Annotated in this window: 17 protein-coding genes; 15 read left to right on the plus strand and 2 right to left on the minus strand. The window is 70.9% G+C overall.

The annotated features are described in order from the left end of the window. Positions 1–13 precede the first annotated feature (13 nt). From ACGF3H_RS07305 to ACGF3H_RS07355, 11 genes are all read left to right on the plus strand, one after another. Positions 14–1,738, plus strand: coding sequence for an ABC transporter ATP-binding protein (locus ACGF3H_RS07305; protein WP_362492737.1), 1,725 nt, complete (start codon positions 14–16; stop codon positions 1,736–1,738). Then, positions 1,735–3,594, plus strand: coding sequence for an ABC transporter ATP-binding protein (locus tag ACGF3H_RS07310; RefSeq protein WP_362492734.1), 1,860 nt, complete (start codon positions 1,735–1,737; stop codon positions 3,592–3,594). Before ACGF3H_RS07305 ends, ACGF3H_RS07310 begins: the two co-directional genes overlap by 4 nt. 255 nt (positions 3,595–3,849) lie before the next feature. Continuing rightward, complete coding sequence (locus ACGF3H_RS07315) at positions 3,850–4,575, plus strand: SDR family oxidoreductase (protein WP_362492731.1); 726 nt, start codon at positions 3,850–3,852, stop codon at positions 4,573–4,575. Positions 4,576–4,596: 21 nt separating this feature from the next. Beyond that, positions 4,597–5,673, plus strand: a complete 1,077-nt coding sequence (locus ACGF3H_RS07320; RefSeq protein ID WP_362492728.1) for an LLM class flavin-dependent oxidoreductase — start codon at positions 4,597–4,599, stop codon at positions 5,671–5,673. 37 nt (positions 5,674–5,710) lie between these two features. Further along, on the plus strand, positions 5,711–6,868 hold the full coding sequence (locus ACGF3H_RS07325) for an acyl-CoA dehydrogenase family protein (RefSeq protein WP_362492725.1): 1,158 nt from the start codon (positions 5,711–5,713) through the stop codon (positions 6,866–6,868). A 10-nt stretch (positions 6,869–6,878) separates the two neighbouring features. Further along, the gene (locus ACGF3H_RS07330; protein WP_362492723.1) at positions 6,879–7,226 is read left to right on the plus strand and encodes an antibiotic biosynthesis monooxygenase; all 348 of its coding nucleotides are present in this window, start codon (positions 6,879–6,881) and stop codon (positions 7,224–7,226) included. Then, a complete protein-coding gene (locus tag ACGF3H_RS07335) occupies positions 7,219–7,695 on the plus strand; it encodes a lipocalin-like domain-containing protein (protein ID WP_362492721.1) in 477 nt (158 codons plus the stop codon). Before ACGF3H_RS07330 ends, ACGF3H_RS07335 begins: the two co-directional genes overlap by 8 nt. Further along, positions 7,692–8,510, plus strand: coding sequence for an oxidoreductase (locus ACGF3H_RS07340; protein ID WP_362492719.1), 819 nt, complete (start codon positions 7,692–7,694; stop codon positions 8,508–8,510). Before ACGF3H_RS07335 ends, ACGF3H_RS07340 begins: the two co-directional genes overlap by 4 nt. 63 nt (positions 8,511–8,573) lie before the next feature. Continuing rightward, positions 8,574–9,362, plus strand: a complete 789-nt coding sequence (locus ACGF3H_RS07345; RefSeq protein ID WP_362492717.1) for an SDR family NAD(P)-dependent oxidoreductase — start codon at positions 8,574–8,576, stop codon at positions 9,360–9,362. A gap of 39 nt (positions 9,363–9,401) precedes the next feature. Then, on the plus strand, positions 9,402–11,318 hold the full coding sequence (locus ACGF3H_RS07350; protein WP_362492715.1) for an NAD(P)/FAD-dependent oxidoreductase: 1,917 nt from the start codon (positions 9,402–9,404) through the stop codon (positions 11,316–11,318). Positions 11,319–11,343: 25 nt separating this feature from the next. Next, positions 11,344–12,342 (plus strand): alpha/beta hydrolase, encoded by a 999-nt coding sequence (locus ACGF3H_RS07355; RefSeq protein WP_362492712.1) that lies wholly within the window; start codon positions 11,344–11,346, stop codon positions 12,340–12,342. 223 nt (positions 12,343–12,565) lie between these two features. Here the strand turns inward: ACGF3H_RS07355 and ACGF3H_RS07360 are convergent, their stop codons facing one another. Both ACGF3H_RS07360 and ACGF3H_RS07365 read right to left on the minus strand, forming a co-directional pair. Then, a complete protein-coding gene (locus tag ACGF3H_RS07360; protein ID WP_362492709.1) occupies positions 12,566–13,018 on the minus strand; it encodes a nuclear transport factor 2 family protein in 453 nt (150 codons plus the stop codon). 124 nt (positions 13,019–13,142) lie between these two features. Next, positions 13,143–13,844, minus strand: a complete 702-nt coding sequence (locus ACGF3H_RS07365) for a response regulator transcription factor (RefSeq protein ID WP_362492707.1) — start codon at positions 13,842–13,844, stop codon at positions 13,143–13,145. A 342-nt stretch (positions 13,845–14,186) separates the two neighbouring features. On the opposite strand from ACGF3H_RS07365, the gene ACGF3H_RS07370 reads away from it, so the two are divergent. The 4 genes from ACGF3H_RS07370 to ACGF3H_RS07385 are packed head-to-tail and all read left to right on the plus strand — an operon-like array spanning position 14,187 to position 18,776. Further along, the gene (locus ACGF3H_RS07370; RefSeq protein ID WP_362492704.1) at positions 14,187–15,557 is read left to right on the plus strand and encodes an MFS transporter; all 1,371 of its coding nucleotides are present in this window, start codon (positions 14,187–14,189) and stop codon (positions 15,555–15,557) included. Between the two features lie 19 nt (positions 15,558–15,576). Beyond that, entirely contained in the window at positions 15,577–16,236 is a 660-nt protein-coding gene (locus ACGF3H_RS07375; protein WP_362492700.1) for a response regulator transcription factor, read from the plus strand. Between the two features lie 27 nt (positions 16,237–16,263). After that, positions 16,264–17,793 (plus strand): HAMP domain-containing sensor histidine kinase, encoded by a 1,530-nt coding sequence (locus ACGF3H_RS07380; RefSeq protein WP_362492697.1) that lies wholly within the window; start codon positions 16,264–16,266, stop codon positions 17,791–17,793. After that, positions 17,790–18,776, plus strand: coding sequence for a TAXI family TRAP transporter solute-binding subunit (locus ACGF3H_RS07385; protein ID WP_362492694.1), 987 nt, complete (start codon positions 17,790–17,792; stop codon positions 18,774–18,776). The genes ACGF3H_RS07380 and ACGF3H_RS07385 overlap by 4 nt, the downstream gene beginning before the upstream one ends. Positions 18,777–18,803 lie beyond the last annotated feature (27 nt).

Genomic DNA, 18,803 nt, shown 5'->3' on the forward strand with positions numbered 1-18,803 from the left:
TTGGGAGGACATCTTGCTCTTACGTGCCGTCAACCGGACCCGGCGGCTCCGCCTCGGCCTGGTGGCTTTGCTGCAGACCGCGCAGACACTGGCGATGCTCTGGCTCCCGGCGCTGAACGCGGACGTCATCGATGACGGCGTGCTCCGGGGTGACCGCCACCAGATCGTCGAGCTCGGGGCCGTGATGCTCGCGGTGACCTGCGTCCAGGTGCTCTGTGCGGGCGGCGCCGCCTGCCTGAGCGCCTCGGTCGCACTGGCCTGGGGGCGGGAGCTGCGCCAGGCCGTCTTCTCCCGGGTCCTGGCCCTCTCGGCCCACGAGGTGAGCCGAATCGGCCGCGCCAGTCTCATCACGCGCTCCACCCAGGACGTACAGCAGATCCAGCAGCTCGCCCTCAACACGATGACGGTCATGGTGGTGGCCCCGCTCACCGCGGTCGGCAGCGCCGTCATGGCGCTGCGACAGGACGCCCGCCTGGGACTCGTGCTGTCGGTGGTCCTGCCGACGCTCACCGTGGCGCTGTGGCTCGTCCTGCGCCGCACGCTGCCGCTGTCCGCCGCGGTACAGCAGCGCCTGGACCGCCTCAACCAGATCATGCTGGAACGTCTCTCGGGCATGCGCACCACCCGGACCTTCGACCGCGACGGCCATGAGGAGGCCCGCTCCCGGGGCGCGAACGAGGCGATGATGCGCACCGGCCTCGCACTGGGCCGGGCCCAAGCCCTGATCATGCCGACGTTCACCGTCGTCATCGAGTTGTCCTCGGTGGCGGTGCTGTGGTTCGGCGGCGTACGCGTGGCCGCGGGCGACGTCCCGATGGGCACCGTCATCGCTTTCCTGCAGTACCTGTCGCTGATGCTCCAGGCGGTCATGATGGCCATGGGCGTCTTCCTCCAGGCCTCACGCGCCGGGGCCAGCGTGGGGCGGGTCTCGGAGGTGCTGCAGACCCGGGCCACCCTCGACCGGCCGCGTCGGGCCGCGGGGCGGCTGGTCCGGCCGAGCGGTGTGGTGATCGACTCCGTGCACTTCCGCTACCCGGGCGCCCGCGAGGCCGTGCTGCACGCGGTGTCGCTGACCGTGGACCCCGGCGAGACGGTCGTGCTGACCGGGTCGGTCGGCAGCGGCAAGACGACTCTGCTGCACCTGGTGGCACGGATCGCCGATCCCCACGTCGGCAGGGTCACCGTGGGCGGGCACGACGTGCGCGAACTGGAGCGCGACGTACTCGCCGCGTCCGTCGGCCTCGTCACCCAGCGGCCCTACCTCTTCTCGGGCACCGTCGCCGAGCACCTGCGGCGCGGCGCTCCGGACGCCGACGACCGCGCACTGTGGCGGGCGCTGGAGCTGGCGCAGGCACGCGACTTCGTCGAGGCCACCGGCCATGGTCTGCACACCCCGATCAGCGCCGGCGGCACCAACCTGTCCGGCGGCCAGCGCCAGCGGCTGGCCATCGCGCAACTGCTCCTCAAGAGGCCACAGGTCTGCCTGCTCGACGACCCCTTCTCCGCTCTGGACGCGGACACCACCGCACGGCTGCGAGCCGCTCTGGACGCCGAGACGGGCGGGGCCGCGCGCCTCGTCGTCTCCCAGCACATGGCCACGCTGCGTGCGGCGGACCGCGTGGTGGTGCTGGACCGGGGTCGCGTGGTCGGACAAGGTCCGCACACCGACCTCATGGCGGGCAACTCTGCCTACCGGGAGATGGTGGACGCCCGCGAAGGCGAGGTGGAGGCGTCGTGACCGACAGGGACGATCGTGCCGACGAACACGGGACGAAGGCGCCGTCCGTCCGTCCGGCCCTGCGGCTGGCAGCTGCTACGGCCGGTGCACGCGCCCGCTTGGCGGCCTGCCTCCTGCTGAGCGCCCTCAGCGTCACCCTGTCCCTGGTGGTGCCCCAGCTGCTGGGCGCGGTCACCGATCTCGTCGTGGCCGGCCTGCGCAGCGAAGGAGAGGTCGACCTTTCTGCGGCCGGCAGGCTCCTGCTGCTCGCTACGGTGCTCGTCCTGGGCTCGGCCGCCGCTGCCTGGGGACGCGGCCTGCTGGCACAGTCTGTGGCGCAGGGCGCGGCCTACCGGCTGCGGGAGGCCGTATCGGCCAAGCTCTCCCGGCTGCCGATGGCGTATCTCGACGCGCGGCCACCCGGTGACGTCCTGTCGAAGACGACGAACGACATCGAGAACACGTCGATGACCATCCAGCAAGCCCTCACGCAGATCACCGCCGCCCTGCTCACGATCGTGGGACTGCTCGCCGCCATGCTGTGGCTCTCCCCGGCGCTCACGGTGGTGGCGGTGGCCATGCTGGTGATGTCCGCACTCGTCACGCGAGCCTTGGCCCGGCGCTCGCGTCCGCAGTACGCGGCGCAGTGGGACGCCGTGGGCAAGGTGAACGCCTTCGTCGAGGAGGCGGTCACCGGGCACACCGAACTCGTGGCCGGAGGCCGGGCGGACCAGGCCGAGCGGGCGTTCGGCGAGCGGAACCGTCTGCTGTTCCGCGCCGGGCTGCGGGCACAGATCCACGCCGGCGTCATGGGCCCCGCGACGACGTTCATCGGCTCCGTCGGCTATGTGCTCGTCGCCGTTCTGGGCGGCCTGCGGGCGGCTCGCGGTGACCTGTCCGTCGGTGACGTCCAGGCGTTCATCACCTACACGCTCCAGCTCGGTGGCCCGGCGTCGGCCGTGGCCTCCGTCGTGGGCGTGCTGCAGTCGGGGCTGAGTTCGGCCCGGCGCGTCCAGACCCTCCTGGGTGCCCCGGAGGCCCCGGCACCGACTCCGGCGACCGCGACCGGCGCCGCGCCCTCCGGGCAGGTACGGTTCGAGCACGTCCGGTTCGGCTACACGCCCGACCGTGAGCTCTTCGAGGACCTCTCCTTCACCGCACGGCCCGGGGAGACGGTCGCGATCGTCGGTCCCACCGGCGCGGGCAAGAGCACGGTCGTCAACCTGCTCCTGCGGTTCTACTCGCCCTGGTCCGGGCGCGTCCTGCTGGACGGCACGGACATCGCCGCGCTGCCGCGCCACGACCTGCGCCGACGGGTCCGAGCCGTGCTGCAGGAACCGTGGCTGTTCACCGGAACCGTCGCCGACAACATCGCCTACGGAGCCGACGGGGCGAGCGACGACGACATCCGGCGGGCGGCGCGGGCGGCCTGCGCCGACCACTTCGTCCAAGCCCTGCCGCACGGATACGCCACGGTGGTGGGTCCGGACGGCGGTGGCCTCAGCACCGGGCAGATGCAACTCCTCGCCTTGGCCCGGGCCTTCCTCGCCGACCCCGAAGTGCTGGTGCTGGACGAGGCGACGAGTGCGGTGGACGCCCGCACCGAGGTACTGATCCGCGAGGCCTCGGCGCGGCTGCGCAGGGGACGGACCAGCATCGTGATCGCCCATCGGCTGTCCACGGTCGAGAACGCGGACACCATCCTGGTCATGGAGGAGGGAGGCGTCGTCGAGCGGGGCGGGCACCGCGAGCTGGTGGCACGAGGCGGCCGGTACGCCACGCTCCACGCCCGCCTCGACGGCGCCGGCACCGACTCGGGCGTCGCTTCTCACCCGGACTCCGACCCGGCCCTCGGGCCCACCCCCGGCCGCCCGTAGGGCGTGTCCGCACAGTCCTTCCGTCCGCCCGGAGAGCAGGAGGGACTTCGCGGACACGCCCCAGGAGTGCGCACCGTTCCCGTGCCGTTCGCCGGGCCGGGAGCGCGCCGAGGATACAGCAGCTCCGCGGCCTCGTCGCCGTCACACCGTTTATCGACCTCCGACCACTCCTTGAGCCCGGGCGAGCACGATGAGGCCCGTAGGGCGAAGTCGGCACAGGCAGCCGGCACTGGGCGTCAAGGCTGGGGAGTGAGCATGCGAGACCGCCGCGTCATCCTGGTGACCGGTGCGACGTCGGGCATCGGAAGGGCAGTCGCGACGCTGGCAGCGGAGCGAGGCTTGCGCGTGGTGCTGAATTCGGCACGCTCCTCGGAGGAGGGCGGCGAGTTGGCCTCCTCCCTGCCGGACGCGCGATACATCCAGGCGGATGTGGGCCAACCCGCGCAGGTGCAGACGCTCCTCGATCAAGTCGAACGGGAGTACGGGCGCCTCGATGTCCTGGTCAACAACGCCGGGGTGACGCGACGCATCGCGCACCGCGCGGTCGACGCGGTCAGCCACGAGCTGTGGCGCGAGATCCTCGACGTGAACCTCATCGGGACGTGGTCGACGGTCCAGGCCGCCGTGGACCTGCTGCGCCGCTCCCGCGGCACCGTGGTCAACATCTCCTCGGTAGCGGGCGACCGCCCGGTCGGCAGTTCCATCCCCTACGCGGTCAGCAAGGCGGCCGTCAACCACATGACACGACTGCTGGCGGCGGCGCTCGGTCCCGAGATCCGCGTCAACGCGGTCGCCCCCGGCCTGATCAACACGCCGTGGACCGCGGACTTCGGCGACATCCGCAAGCATGCGGAATCCGTGACGCCGCTGCGCCGCATCGGAACGCCCCAGGAGGTGGCGGAGTCCGTGCTCTGGCTGGCCGAGGCCTCCTACACCACCGGCGAGGTCCTCGGCGTCGACGGCGGCGCCCACCTGGTCTGATCGGAAGGACTGCACGACGGCATGGAACTGGCAGTGAACATCGGCCTCGACGGCGCGCTCCCTCTCGCCCGGGCGGCGGAGGAACTCCGCTACCGGACGGTGCTGGCCTCCGACAACTTCCGCAGTGACGCGCTCACCGTGCTGTCCGGCGTCGCCGTACACACCCGGCGCATCGGTCTGATGCCTGGGGTGCTGCAGCTTCCGGCCCGGAGCCCCGCGGCGACAGCCACGGCGGCCGCCTCACTGCATGCGCTGTCCCAGGGCCGGTTCGGCCTCGGGCTGGGCGTCTCCAACCCGGACGTGTCGGAAGGGTGGCACGGCGTCGCGTTCGAGCACCCCCTGGGACGGCTCAGGGAGTACGTCACCATCGTGCGCAGGGCGCTCGCCGGCGAGGAGGTCCGCTTCGAGGGGGAGCACTTCCGTCTGCCCGTGGGCGACCGGCACGCCCACACGCCCCTGCGGCTCGGCATGGCCCCCGGGGACGCGCGGGTTCCCGTCCACCTGGGAGCGTCGAGCCCAGGCTCACGTCGGCTGGCCGGCGAGATCGCGGACGGGTGGATCGGCGCCTTCACCACCCCGGAGGACGTAGCCGACGCGGTGGCGCAGATCGACCGAGGCCGCGCGGGAAGGGCGGAGCCCCCCTTCGACGTCCTGCCCTGCGCCGCGACCTGCATCGACGACAGTGTCGAGCGCGCTGCGGACACCCTGCGGGCGCACTACGCCGGCCTGCTCGGCGTCGGCGACGCGGCGACCAACTTCTTCTGCCGGCTCCTGCGCCGGTACGGCTTCACCGACGCGCCCGAGGAGATCCACGCCCGGACGCGCGCCGGTGACCGGGCTGCCGCCGCCGAGGCGGTCCCCCTGGAATTCATCGACATGACCGCCCTGATCGGACCGCCCCGCCGGGTGGCCGCGCGGATGCACCGGTACGCCGACGCCGGCGCGACCTGCCTGGGAATCATGATCACAGCGGCTCAGCTGGACACGCCGGAGAGAATCCGGCAGTTGCACGAGGCCAAGCGGGCCCACGACCTGTTCCTCGCGGAACGGGCCACGACGCGCCCGCCGTCGCACCGCCCGGTGCCCGACCCCCTGTAACGGTCCCCGGCCGCCCTCCGGACGGAAGGAAACAACCATGCCCCTGTGGGGAACCGCCGTCGAGCCGCCTCCGGCCGTGGCAGACCTCGCCGCGACGGCGGCGAAGCACGCCGAACAAGCCGAGACACAACGGAGACTGTCCCCTGACATCGTCACGGGTCTGCGCACCGCCGGTTTCGCCCGGCACTTCGTCCCCGCTGCCTTCGGCGGCTCGCAGGGCGGGTACGAGGAACTCCTCGACATGGTCGCCCCGGTGGCCGCCGGCTGCCCGTCCACAGGGTGGAGCGCGTCGATCGCCGCCTACACCGGAAGGATGGCGGTGCACCTGCCCGAGCAGGGGCAGCGCGAGGTGTGGGGCGAGCATCCCGACGCGCTGATCGCCGGGGCGCTCGTACCCAGCGGGACGGCCACGTCCGTGGCCGGAGGGTGGCGGGTCACGGGACGCTGGGCCTACGTCAGCGGAGCCGACTACTCCGACTGGGCCCTGATCTGCGCTCCGGGCGGCACCGGTACCGGTACGCGGCCCTGGTGCTTCGTCCTGCCCCGGGAGCACTACGAGGTGGCGGACACCTGGTTCAGCGTCGGGATGCGAGCCACGGGCAGCAACACCGTGGTGGTGCGGGACGTCCTCGTACCGAAGCACCGCTCCTTCACCCGGGCCGCCCTCGAAGCCGGACTGGACCCCGACGACGAGCGGTTGAGCGGCCGGGCGCCCTTGAAGGCGGTGAACGGGCTGTCCTTCGCCGGGCCGCTGCTGGGCGCGGCGCGCGGGCTGCTGGAGCACTGGGTCGACTGGATCAGCCGCAAGGTCGACACACACACGGGGACGCCCGCCTGTGACCGCCCTGCGGTGCGGGCCGTGCTGGCTCGCAGCAGCGCGGAGGTCGAAGCCGCCGCCCTGCTCGTCCGGTCCATCGCCCGGACGGCGGACTCCGGCCGCGAGCTCAGCCCGTTCGTCGCGCGGCACATGCGGGACTGGTCGTACGCCACCGAGCTGCTGCGCGACGCGGCCGAACGGATCTTCGTGGCGTCGGGCACCGCGGGGCAGGGCGAGGGGGACCGGGCCCAGCGCTTCTGGCGGGACATCCACGCCGGCGCCAGCCACTTCGCCCTTCAGCTGGAACAGGCGAGCGGCCCGTTCGCCGAGTCCGTGTTCACCACGCCGAATCAGCACACCCCGAGCCGAGCGACGTAAGGACGACACCATGAACCAGACACCGCGGGAGCACGCCTCGCACGACGGGACGGGGGCCGACTACGTCCTCTTCATCCTGCTCGACACCCCCGGCCCGGAGCAACAACGCCGACTCGCCACGGCTGTGCAGGAACACATCGACACCTGGGTGCGGCACTGCCCCGGGTACGTTGCGACGCGGCTGCACCTGGCGACGGACGGCCGGACGATCGTGAACCACGCGCAATGGGCCGACGAGGACCACTACCGGCGCAACTTCCAGGAGCATCCACGCAAGAAGGACCTCGACGCCTCCATCGCCGCGTACGCGACCGGGGCTCCCAGGCCGATCCCGTGCCAGGTGTCGAGCCGTGACTGATGCGAGCGACGTACCGGACGCGGCCGGCCTGGTCGGTGCCTGGCAGCTGGTGGAGTTCTGCGAACTCGAGGAAGGCGGCGGCACCTCCGCAGGCCCGCTCGGTGCCGACGCCCAAGGGCTGCTCATCTATGCACAGGACGGCGCCATGTCCGTCTCGATGATGCGACGCGACGGGCAGACCGCGACCGCGGGGCCGGCCGGAGGGCGGTCGGGCACCACCGAGTACATGGGGTACGCCGGAACCTGGCGCCTGGAGGGGACACGGCTCCTGCACCGCGTGGAAGTCAGTACCCACACCTACCAGCTGGGGCAGGAACTCGAACGCGAAGCGCGCCTGAGGGGCGACCGGCTCGAACTCGTCGGCCGGGCACCGGTCGATGGCCGCTCGCGCCGTCGGATGCTGATCTGGCAGCGCCGTGCGCCCCGCGGCGCGCCGGACACTCACCGTCCCAACGGGGGCCCGGGATGACACTCGTGGAACGGCTCGACGGACGGGTGGTCGTGGTCACCGGCGCCGGCCGCGGGATCGGCCGCGCGGTCTGTGAGGAGTTCCTCCGGGCCGGGGCGTTCGTGGCTGCCGGGAGCCGCGGGGCCCGAGCGGATCTGGCCGGCCTCGCCGCGGACCCGGACCGGCTGTGCACCGTCGACGTCGACCTTGCCACCCCCGAGGGCCCCGCGATCCTGGTCGACGCGGCCGCCCGCCGCTTCGGCGGGGTGGACATCCTGATCAACAACGTGGGGGGCTTCCCCGACGGCCGGCCACGCTTCGGGGGCTTCCGGTCCGTCACCGACGACGACTGGATACGTACGCTCGAGTTCAACCTGTTGACCGCGGTGCGCGCGGTCCGTGCCGTTCTGCCCCTGATGCTGGAACACTCCGGCGGCTCGATCGTCAACGTCTCGTCGGTCAATGCGCGGCTGCCGGCACCCAACGTCATCGACTACGCGGCCGCCAAGGCCGCCCTGAACAGTCTGTCGAAGTCCCTGTCCGCAGAGTTCGCAGGCCGAGGCATCCGCGTCAACACGGTCTCGCCCGGCCCGGTGCGCACACCGCTGTGGACGGATCCCGGAGGGCTGGCGGAGCAGGCGGCCGACGCCATGGATCTCACGGACGGCGAGGCTGCCATGAAGGCCATGGCCGACGGCATCGGCGGCATCCCGCTCGGCAGGTTCGCGAGGCCCCGCGAGGTCGCACGCCTGGTGCGGTTCCTCGCGGGACCGACCGCCGACTACATCACGGGAAGCGAGGTCGTGATCGACGGCGGTCTGCTGAGGACCGTCTGACCCGCGCGCCGGCTTCCGCCCGCGTTCTCCCGACCGAACACTCCACCGAAGGACGGAGGAACCATGAGTGCACAGCAGCGAGAAGTGGTCCTGGTGACCGGTGCCACGAGCGGCATCGGCAAGGCCGTCGCCCGACAGCTCGGCCGACGCGACGGCGCGAGCCTGTACATCTGCTCGCGTGGCGAGGAGCGGCTCAACACCACGCTGAAGGCCCTACGTGAGGAGGGGGTGGACGCCGACGGGGAGACGTGCGACGTGACCAGGCCCGAGGACGTGCGACGGTTCGTCGCCTCGGCCGTGGAGCGCCACGGACCGGTGGACGTGCTGGTGAACAACGCGGGGCGCAGCGGCGGCGGCGCCACGGCCCAGCTGGCCGACGAGCTCTGGTACGACGTGATCAACGCCAATCTCAACAGTGTCTTCCTCATGACGAAGGAGGTGCTGACCAGCGGCGGCATGCTGGGGAAGAACACCGGGCGCATCGTCAACATCGCGTCCACCGGCGGCAAGCAGGGAGTGGTGCACGCCGCACCGTATTCCGCCTCCAAGCACGGAGTCGTCGGGTTCAGCAAAGCACTCGGTCTGGAGCTGGCCCGCACCGGCATCACGGTCAACGCGGTCTGCCCCGGCTTCGTGGAGACGCCCATGGCGGAACGCGTGCGCACGCACTACGCGACCATCTGGGGCGTCTCCGAGGAGGAGACCTTCGAACGCATCACGAACCGGGTGCCGATCGGCCGATACGTCCTCCCCGAGGAAGTCGCCGCCATGGTCGAGTACCTCATCGGTCCGGGCGCGTCGGCGGTCACGGCCCAGGCCCTGAATGTCTGTGGCGGGTTGGGCAACTACTGAGCCCTCATCGCCGGCGAGGTGGCACAGGAAGGAACCACCATGGTTTTCAGCAGACCGATCGACCCGATCGATCTGGACGACGAGGAGTTGACTGAGTGCCTGCGCGAAGCGGACCTGCCCGCTCTTGTCTCGACTCTGGTTCACCTCACCGGCGATCTCTCCCTGCTGCCCAACGGCACGACGGGGCGGGACTGGCTGCACCAGCAACAGGGCGGGTTGTCACCCGCCTGGCGGGACGCCGTGCTGGCCAGGGCCCTGCGCGTGCTGGGCGACCTGCGGGACCGGGGTGCCCCTGCCGACATCTCGCCACCCGGTCCCGGCCTGCTGCATGCCGTCAGCTCATGGCTCATGGGCCGAGACACCACGGACTTGATGCCCCTGCTCAAGGAGCAGGTGCTGCCGCCGGGCTCGGACCCTGGCGCCCCGCACTGGAGGCTGGACGCGGCGGCGGCCCGGGATTTCCGGGTCGTCGTCGTCGGGGCGGGTCCCAGCGGACTGCTCGCGGCCCGTCGCCTCTCACAGGCCGGGGTGCCGTTCGTGGTGTACGAGAAGAACGCGGACGTCGGTGGGACGTGGCTGGAGAACGTGTATCCCGGTTGCCGGGTGGACGTTCCGAGCCACTTGTACACCTTCGCGTCCGCCACCCGGACCGACTGGCCCGAACACTACTGCTCCCAGGAGGAGCTGCTCCGCTACTTCCGCCGGTTCGCCGAGGAGTTCGGCCTCTACGAGCACATCCGGTTCCGCAGCGAGGTGACGGCGGCCCACTGGGACGAACAGCGGCGCGAGTGGGCCCTGGAGGTGCGGACGGACCAGGGCCGGGTACGGGACAGCGCCCGTGCCGTCGTCACGGCGGTCGGTCAGCTCAACCGGCCTCGGCTTCCCGACATCCCCGGGCGTGACCTGTTCGCCGGGCCGGCCTTCCACTCGGCGCGCTGGGACGCGTCCGTGGACCTTGCCGGCAAGCGCGTCGCGGTGGTCGGCACCGGAGCCAGCGCCTTCCAGTTCGTTCCGGAGATCGCCGGGACAGCGCGCGAACTGCTGGTCTTCCAGCGGACCCCGCCGTGGATGCGCCCCAGCCCGGATTACGGCAAGCGCATGTCCAAGAGCGCCCTGTGGCTGTTTCGGCACGTTCCTCACTACGCCATGTGGTACCGCCTCGTGCTCGCGGCTCCCGGGCTGCAGGGCGCTCCCTGGGTGGTCGACTCGGGATACCCGGTATCGGAACGGGCCGTGTCCGCGGAGAACGAGCGCGTCCGGGCGGCGCTGGTCGCCGCCATGCGGACCCAACTGTCGGACGCGCCCGACTTGCTGGCCCGCGTGGTCCCTGGCTACCCCGTGGGGGCCAAGCGCGTGGTGAGAGACAACGGCAGCTGGTTCACCACGCTCAAACGCGACGACGTCACGCTGGTCACCGACCCGATCACCAGGATCGACACGGGAGGGCTGCGCACCGCCGACGGCACCCGGTACCCGGCGGACGTCATCATCTACGGCACCGGTTTCCGAGCCGATCGCTTCCTTGAGCCGATGTCCGTGACCGGCCGGGGCGGCGCCGATCTGCACAAGACCTGGGACGGCGACGCGCGGGCCTACCTCGGCATGTCCGTCCCCGGTTTTCCCAACTTCTTCTGCCTGTACGGCCCCAACACCAACCTCGTGGGACAGGGCAACAGCATTCTCTTCTTCTCCGAATGCGCCGTGACCTACCTGTTGGACGCGCTGCGGCGCCTCAGCGAACCTGGACGCCCGTGCATGGAGGTCCGACGCGATGTGCACGACCGCTACAACGCCTGGATAGACGGAGCCACGCGCGAACGGGCCTGGGGCTGGACCTCCGTGCGGACCTGGTACGTCAACGACCAGGGCCGCTCGCCCCAGAACTGGCCGTTCTCCGCTCTGGAGTACTGGCAGCTCACCCGTGCCGTCGATCCGGGCGACTACCTCATGGAATAAGAGCCGCCTTCCCAGGAGTGTTCCGATGTCTGCGCCCGCCGACCGCCGCGCCACTGCCGAGGCGGGGCCGCCACCGCCGTTCGACCCCGAGCTGGCGGTTGCGCTCCCCTCCCTGACCGCGTCCGTACCGCCCTCGGTCACCAGCCGGATGATCCCGGAACTGCGCAGGCGCAGCTCCCGGGGACCCACGGATGAGGAGCTGAGCCGTCCGGGAACGTTCCTCCTCGAGGAGCGATCGGCACCGGCCCCGGCCGGCGGCCCCTCGGTCCCGCTGCTCGTCTGCCGGCCCGCACAGCGGGCCGCCGCCACGGGGGTGATCTACTACATCCACGGCGGGGGGATGGTCTTCGGCCACAACAGGTCCGGTCTGTCGGCGGTCCTCGACCTGGCCGGGGAGCTGGGGCTCGCGGTCGTCTCGGTCGAGTACCGGCTGGCGCCGGAGACGCCCCACCCCGGCCCGGTGGAGGACTGCTACACCGGGCTGCTCTGGACGGCCGAGCATGCGGATGAGGTGGGGATCGAGCCGGGTCGGATCACGCTGGCGGGACGCAGCGCCGGCGGCGGTCTGGCCGCCGCCGTCGCCCTGCTGTCCCGGGATCGTCGTGGCCCTCGGCCGGCCGGGCAGATGTTGCTGAGCCCGATGCTCGACGACCGCAACGACAGTGTGTCCGGGTGGCAGATGGCCGGTCGGGGCGTATGGGACCGGGTCAGCAACGAGATGGGCTGGAAGGCCCTCCTCGGCCCGGCTCAAGGGGGCCCGGACGTTCCGTCCTCCGCCGCACCGGCCCGGGCCGCTGTCCTGGCGGGACTGCCACCGGCGTACATCGACGTCGGTTCCACGGAGACCTTCCGTGACGAGGGCGTCGGCTACGCCGACCGCATCTGGCGGGCCGGTGGGCAGGCGGAGTTGCATGTGTGGCCCGGGGCCTTCCACAACTTCGACGTCCTCGTCCCCCGGGCCCGTCTCTCGCGGGACGCCCGGAGGGCACGCCTGAACTGGCTGAGGCGGATCGTCGAGGCGTGAGACCGACCGGTGCGGGCGGAGAGACGGCCCCCGTGGGTCGCGGTCCGGGATCCGTTCGTTGTGGCGACCCCCGGCTCGGGGAGTGCACACGAGGGACTTCGGGACTCGGGGCCGAGCGTCGCACGACCGAGGGGCGGTCTCCGTGAGGCCGCCCCACCGATGTGCCGCTACGCTCCGGCCGCCCCGCGTTCGCGGATCGGCTCATGCCCCGGTACCTCGTCGCTCAGCCGGCGACGGCCGTGTCCGGACTCCTCACGTGGTCGTGCCCGACCACCCGGGAACGCGTCCTGAGCAGTCCGTCCTCGAAGGCGAGGACATCGCTCACCACGCAACTCGGAGCGATCTCCGGTACTCGGTCGGCCTCAGTGGTGACCACCAGTGCGTACATGGAGGTCTCGATGGTCCCGTCCCCCTTGTCCACGACACCCAGCATGTTGAACCAATGGCGTCGCTGTACCCGGCGGCCTTCGAACCGTCGGTGGAACTCCCGGAGTTCCCTGGCGATTCCCGCAGGCGTTCGGGCCGCCGGCCGCCCGGGCGAATGGGCGAACTCTCCGTCAGCCGTGAAAGTCGCCGCATACCCCTCGAAGTCTCCACCGTCCAGCATCCTCATTTGTTCAGCGTAGAACTGTTGAATGGCCACATACAGGTCGGTGAAGCTGTGTCCGGATTCCATGGGTAGCCCTCCTACCGACGAACGGACTCTGGCGACGAGAGCGCCCCCACGCGCCAGTTCTTCTCCGAAGGATGTCCGGTGTTCCTCGAGGACCGCTCAAGGAACACATGCAACAGCCGCCCTGCTATGCGGGCGAACCGACGAACCGGAAACCGACACCGCGGACCGTCTCGATCCAGTCGCGGTGGCCAATTTTCTTGCGCACCGCGGCAATGTGGGAGTCAAGGGTGCGCGAACTGTCCACCCACTGGTCCGCCCACACGGTCTCCCCGATGTACTGGCGCGTGAAGACGCGGCCGGGCGAGGAGGCCAGCAGCACGAGCAGCTCGAATTCCTTGCGCGTCAGGACCACGGCCGTGCCCCCCACCGTCGCGACCCGTTGCCGCAGGTCCACCCGCAGCGGCCCGTGCCGGAGAACCTCGGACGGCGGCGTGGTCTCGGCCTCGTGGTCCGGGTCGGAACCGGCCGTCCCTGCCGGCGAGAACCACTGGGTGGTGCGGCGCAGCACGGCAGCCATTCTCGCCAGCAGTTCATGCAGCCGGTACGGCTTCACGATGTAATCGTCCGCGCCCAGACGCAAGCAGAGCGCCTGGTCGAACGAGTCGGACCGGCCGGTCACCGCGATGATCGGGACATGGGTGCGTTCGTGGAGACGACGGCACAGTTCCAGACCGTCGACATCCGGGAGATTCAGGTCCAGGAGAACGATGTCCACGGCATCGGCGCTGCCTAACGCTTCCAGGCCGAGGGCGAGATGCTGGACACTCCAGCCGTGGTCCTCAAGCCCTTCCGTCAGCGCCTCGGCCACGTCCAAGTCGTCTTCCACCAGAAGAGCCTTCACTCAACAACCCCGTTCGATGCCTGTGTACAACCCCCGGCCCCCCATTGATCGTTACCGATCCCATAGTGCCCTTTCCCAGCTCCTGGGTACACACACGGACTGTGCCGTACCTGGGCCCTTTTCAGGATTGGCGCCGCTTTCTCCACGCCCATGCGCCCACAACTGTCCGAAACGCGTCGCGGGCGCCGGGAACGTGCCGGCTCCGCGTCCTACCGGATTCACGTCCTAAGGGACTGTAAGGTCTGCGTTCCGTGGCTTGATCGAAGCGTTCTTCCCTCGGACCTTGGTGCCTCCGACACCGTCATCCCATCACCGAGGGAGTTTCTGTTGGAGACAGGCACCAGGATCACGAGGCCCGGCGAGAGGCGACGCGAGGAGCGCAGGGCCGTCAGCAACATCGTGCGCGGGTCCGTCGGCAACCTCATCGAGTGGTACGACTGGTACGCGTACACGGCCTTCAGCGTCTACTTCGCCGCGGTGTTCTTCCCTGCCGGCGACCAGACCGCCCAGCTGCTCAACACGGCGGCGGTGTTCGCGGTGGGCTTCCTCATGCGCCCGGTCGGCGGCTGGTTGCTGGGCCGGTACGCCGACCGCCACGGACGCCGGGCGGCGCTGACGCTGTCGATCTCGCTGATGGCCGGGGGCTCGTTGGTCGTCGCCCTCACTCCGTCGTACGACGTCATCGGGCTCGCGGCGCCCGTGCTTCTGGTCGCCGCACGGCTCTTGCAGGGCGTCTCGGTGGGCGGCGAGTACTCCACCTCGGCCACCTACATGTCCGAGGTGGCCTCGCCCGGTCGCCGAGGGTACTACTCCAGCTTCCAGTATGTGACGCTGATCGCGGGGCAGATGGTGGCCCTCGCCGTGCAGATCGCCTTGCAAGCGCTGCTGTCCGCCGAACAGATGGAGGCCTGGGGCTGGCGCGCCGCTTTCGCCCTAGGTGCCGTCGGGGCGCTCGTCGTCCTCTGGCTGCGGCGCGGGATGGACGAATCGGAGAACTTCAAGCGCGCCTCGGCGGCCGAGCGCCACCGGGCCCACCCTGCTCCCGGGAGCCTGCGACTGTTGCTCGCCCATCCCCGGCCGTGCCTGCTGGTGGTCGGCATGACCATGGGAGGAACCCTTTTCTTCTACACGTACACGACGTACCTGCAGAAGTTCATGGTGAACACCAGCGGCATCGACAAGCCGACCGCTGCATGGATCAACTTCTCCGCGCTCCTGGTCTTCGTGGTCCTGCAACCGGTGATGGGCCGGCTGTCCGACCGGACGGGGCGCCGCCCGCTGTTGCTCGCGTTCGGCGGGCTGGGAGCCCTCGTGGTCGTACCGTCCCTGACACTGCTGTCCCGGACGAGCAACCCGCTGCTGGCGTTCCTGCTGATGGTCGTCCCGCTGGCCGTCGCCTCCCTGTACACGTCGATCAGCGCGGTCGTGAAAGCCGAGTTGTTCCCGACGTCGATCCGGGCCATGGGCGTGGGTCTGCCCTACGGTCTGACCGTGGCACTCTTCGGCGGTACCGCCGAGTACATCGCGCTGTGGTTCAAGCGTGCCGGGCACGAGAGCTGGTTCTTCTGGTACGTAACGGTGTGTGTGGTGATCTCGTTGCTCGTCTACGCTCGGATGCGTGAGACGTCGGCGGACTCACCGCTGGAGGAGATTGCCGTGTCGTCCTCGAGGACTCCGAGCGGCGTCGGTGACGGCTGACAGGCGGAAGGCGGGGACGGTGCGGGTACTGCTGGCCGAGGACGACGACGGCGTGGCCGGTGCGCTGGCCGAGGCACTGTACGAGCACGGTCACCTGCCCATGCGGGTGGGCCGGGGCCAAGCGGTCCTCACCCGTCACCGTCAGGTCGACCTTCTGCTCCTCGATCTCGGTCTGCCGGATCTCGACGGTCTGGAGGTGCTGCGCAGACTTCGTGCGGTGAGCGGCGTGCCGGTCGTCATCCTCACCGCTCGCGGGGACGAACGCTCGGTGGTGCGCGGGCTGCGCCTCGGTGCAGACGACTACCTGGTCAAACCGGTGCGGGTGGCGGAGTTGATGGCCCGGATGGACGCCGTCACCCGTCGCATGCCGGACCGGGGCCCCGCGGCACCGCACACCGTCACCACCGGGGACGTCGAGGTCGACCTCACCGCCCGCCGAGTGTTTGTCGCGGGCGAGGAAGTCCGGCTGACCACGAAGGAGTTCGCGGTCCTGGCCGTCCTGGCCGAGCGGGCGGGCACGGCGGTCAGCCGTCAGCAGGTGCTCGACGAGGTGTGGGGCGACGCGTATCTGGCGGTCTCCCGGTCGCTGGACGTCCATCTCACGCAACTGCGGGCCAAACTCGGCCGTCCGGACCTGCTCACGACCATCCGGGGTTTCGGCTACCGCTTCGGTGGCTGAGGGACCCGCGACGAAACGGAGGCTCCAGTGCGCGCCAGAGTCCTCACTGCCCTGCTCGCGTTCACGGTGCTGGCCCTCGCCGGCTTCACCGTGCCGTTGATGACTTCCACCGCGTCCGAACGCACTCAGCAGCTGACCGGGGCCCGCTCCGTCAACCTCGACCGGTTCGCCACGCTGACGGACCAGGCTGCGCGTAGCGGTGACACGAGCGCGCTGGTCGCCGAGGCCACTCGCTACACGCAGATCTACGAGGAAGCGGTCGTGATCGTCGACGCCCGGCAGGTGCCGGTGGTGCAGACCGGCGGTATGCGGGCGTCCGACCCGGCGGTGGCCCGGCTGGTGGACGCGGCACTGCGCAACCAGCCCGTTTCCCCCGCGAGCACGCTGCACCCCTGGGATCGGGACGACCGTCTGTACGCACGACCGGCGGGCAGCGGAACCCGGGTGACCGGCGCCGTCGTCCTACGCGCCTCAGTGGACGCGGCCGCCCATGACATCGCCGTCCGCTGGGGTCTCGTTCTCATGGGCACGGGCCTGGTAGCCGGGGCCTGCGTCTTACTGGCGCTGGCAGCGACCCGCTGGGTGGTGCGCCCGCTCCACCGCCTCGACCGGGCGGTGGGAGAGCTCACCGCGGGACTCCCGCCCCAGCACCCCCAGGTCGGAGGGCCACCCGAACTGCGCAAGCTGGTCACCGGGTTCAACCGCATGGCCGACACCGTCACGGCCGCACTGGACCAGCAGCGGCGCCTGGTGGCCGACACCTCGCACCAGTTGCGCAACCCCCTGACGGCGCTGCGGTTACGCGTCGACTCGCTCGGGGCACGGCTGCCCTCCTCCGCCGACCGCACCTACACGGCGATGACCAACGAACTGGAGCGCATGGAAAACCTCCTCGATGACCTGCTCGCTCTGGCCACAGCGGAACAGCGGGCCGGTGAACTGACCGTCGATGACGCGCGGGGGGAGGCCCGCTGTGACGCCGCCGCGATCGCCCTGTACCGGGTACAGCTGTGGCATCCGGTGGCGGACCGGGCCGGTGTGTCACTGCGCGCACGCGATGCGTCCTGCACCGAGGTGGCCTGCACGGAGACGGAGCTGGCCCAGACGGTGGACGTCCTGGTGGACAACGCGATCAAGTACGCCGGCCGGGGCGCCGAGGTCGTGGTCGACACCGTCTGCGACGGCCCCTGGGCGGTGCTGGAAGTCCGTGACAACGGCCCGGGACCGGCCGAGGACGAACTCGCCCACCTTGCTGACCGCTTCTGGCGCAGCGAACGGCACCGCGGCGTGCGCGGCAGTGGCCTGGGACTGGCCATCGTGGAGCGGATCGCCGCCGGGCGAGGTGGACGCATCGCCTTCAGTACCGTCGAACCGCACGGGCTGAGTGTCAAGGTCCACCTGCCCCGGGCCGCTGCCTGGCGCGGAGCGCAGGTCGGCCCGGGCCCGTGCGGTCCGCTGTCGGCCGGTGTGGGATCCGAGAGCGGAGCGCCGTGCACACGCCACGAGCCGTCGGCACTGGTTCCGGGCGGCGCCCGGCCGGAGGGTCGGTACCGGTGATCCCTCGAAGGCCGGTGCTGCGTCTCGGTCTGGCGGCCGTGTCCACCGGGGCGCTGAGCACTCTGACCGGCGACGGGAGGCACGCGGGCACGGGTCTCGCGGGCGTTCTGCGCATCGCGTCCGGCGAACCGAGTGGTTTCTACGCCGCGTTCTGCCGTCTCCTCGCCGCCGAGTGCGCCAAGGTGTCCCCGCCCCTGGCATGCCGCCCGGTGTTCACACAGGCCAGCGTCGCCAATCTGGAACTGCTGGGTGACGGTCGCGCCGAGCTGGCCCTGGCCCTGGCCCACACGGCGGGGGCCGCGATGGCGGGCGACGCGCCGTTCTGCGGCCGGACGCCTCTGCGGGCCTTGGGGCGGGTCTACGAGAACTACCTGCAACTGGCGGTCCGCGCGGACTCCCCCGTCCGCAGTCTCCCGGAACTTGCCGGCCGGACGATCTCGTTGGGGGCGCCCGAGTCGGGCGGGGCGTCACTCGGTGGGCAACTGCTGCGCGCGGCCGGCCTGATCCCGGGCAAGGACATACGGATCCGTCATCTGCTGATGCCGGAGGCCGCACGTGCTCTGCGCGGCGGCACGATCGACGCGCTGCTCGTGGCGGGAGGCGTGCCCCTGCCACTGCTGTCGGACCTGGGCACCCGGCCCGGCTTCCGGCTCCTCCCCCTGGCGCCTCTGTTGCCCGCGCTGCGGTCCCTGGGCGGCCAGGACGACGACGACTGGCTGGAGGAGGTGACCGTGCCACCGAACGCCTACTGCGGCACAGCCGGTGTCGCCACCATCGGCGTGGCCAATCTCCTGTTGTGCCGCCCCGATCTCCCGGACGCCGTCGCCGCGGCCGTCACCAGGATCCTGGTGCTGCGCTCCGACCGTCTGGTGCCGAGGGAGTCGGTGGGCACCCAGTTCCTCGACGCACCCAGCCTCATCGCCACCGGCACCGTTCCGCTGCATCCCGGGGCGGTCACAGCCTACCGGGAGGTGCACGGCTGAGTCGGAGTCGCCCGGCCCGACGCGTGT

The sequence above is a fragment of the Streptomyces sp. NPDC048185 genome, from assembly GCF_043202495.1.
Classification (GTDB): Bacteria; Actinomycetota; Actinomycetes; order Streptomycetales; family Streptomycetaceae; genus Streptomyces.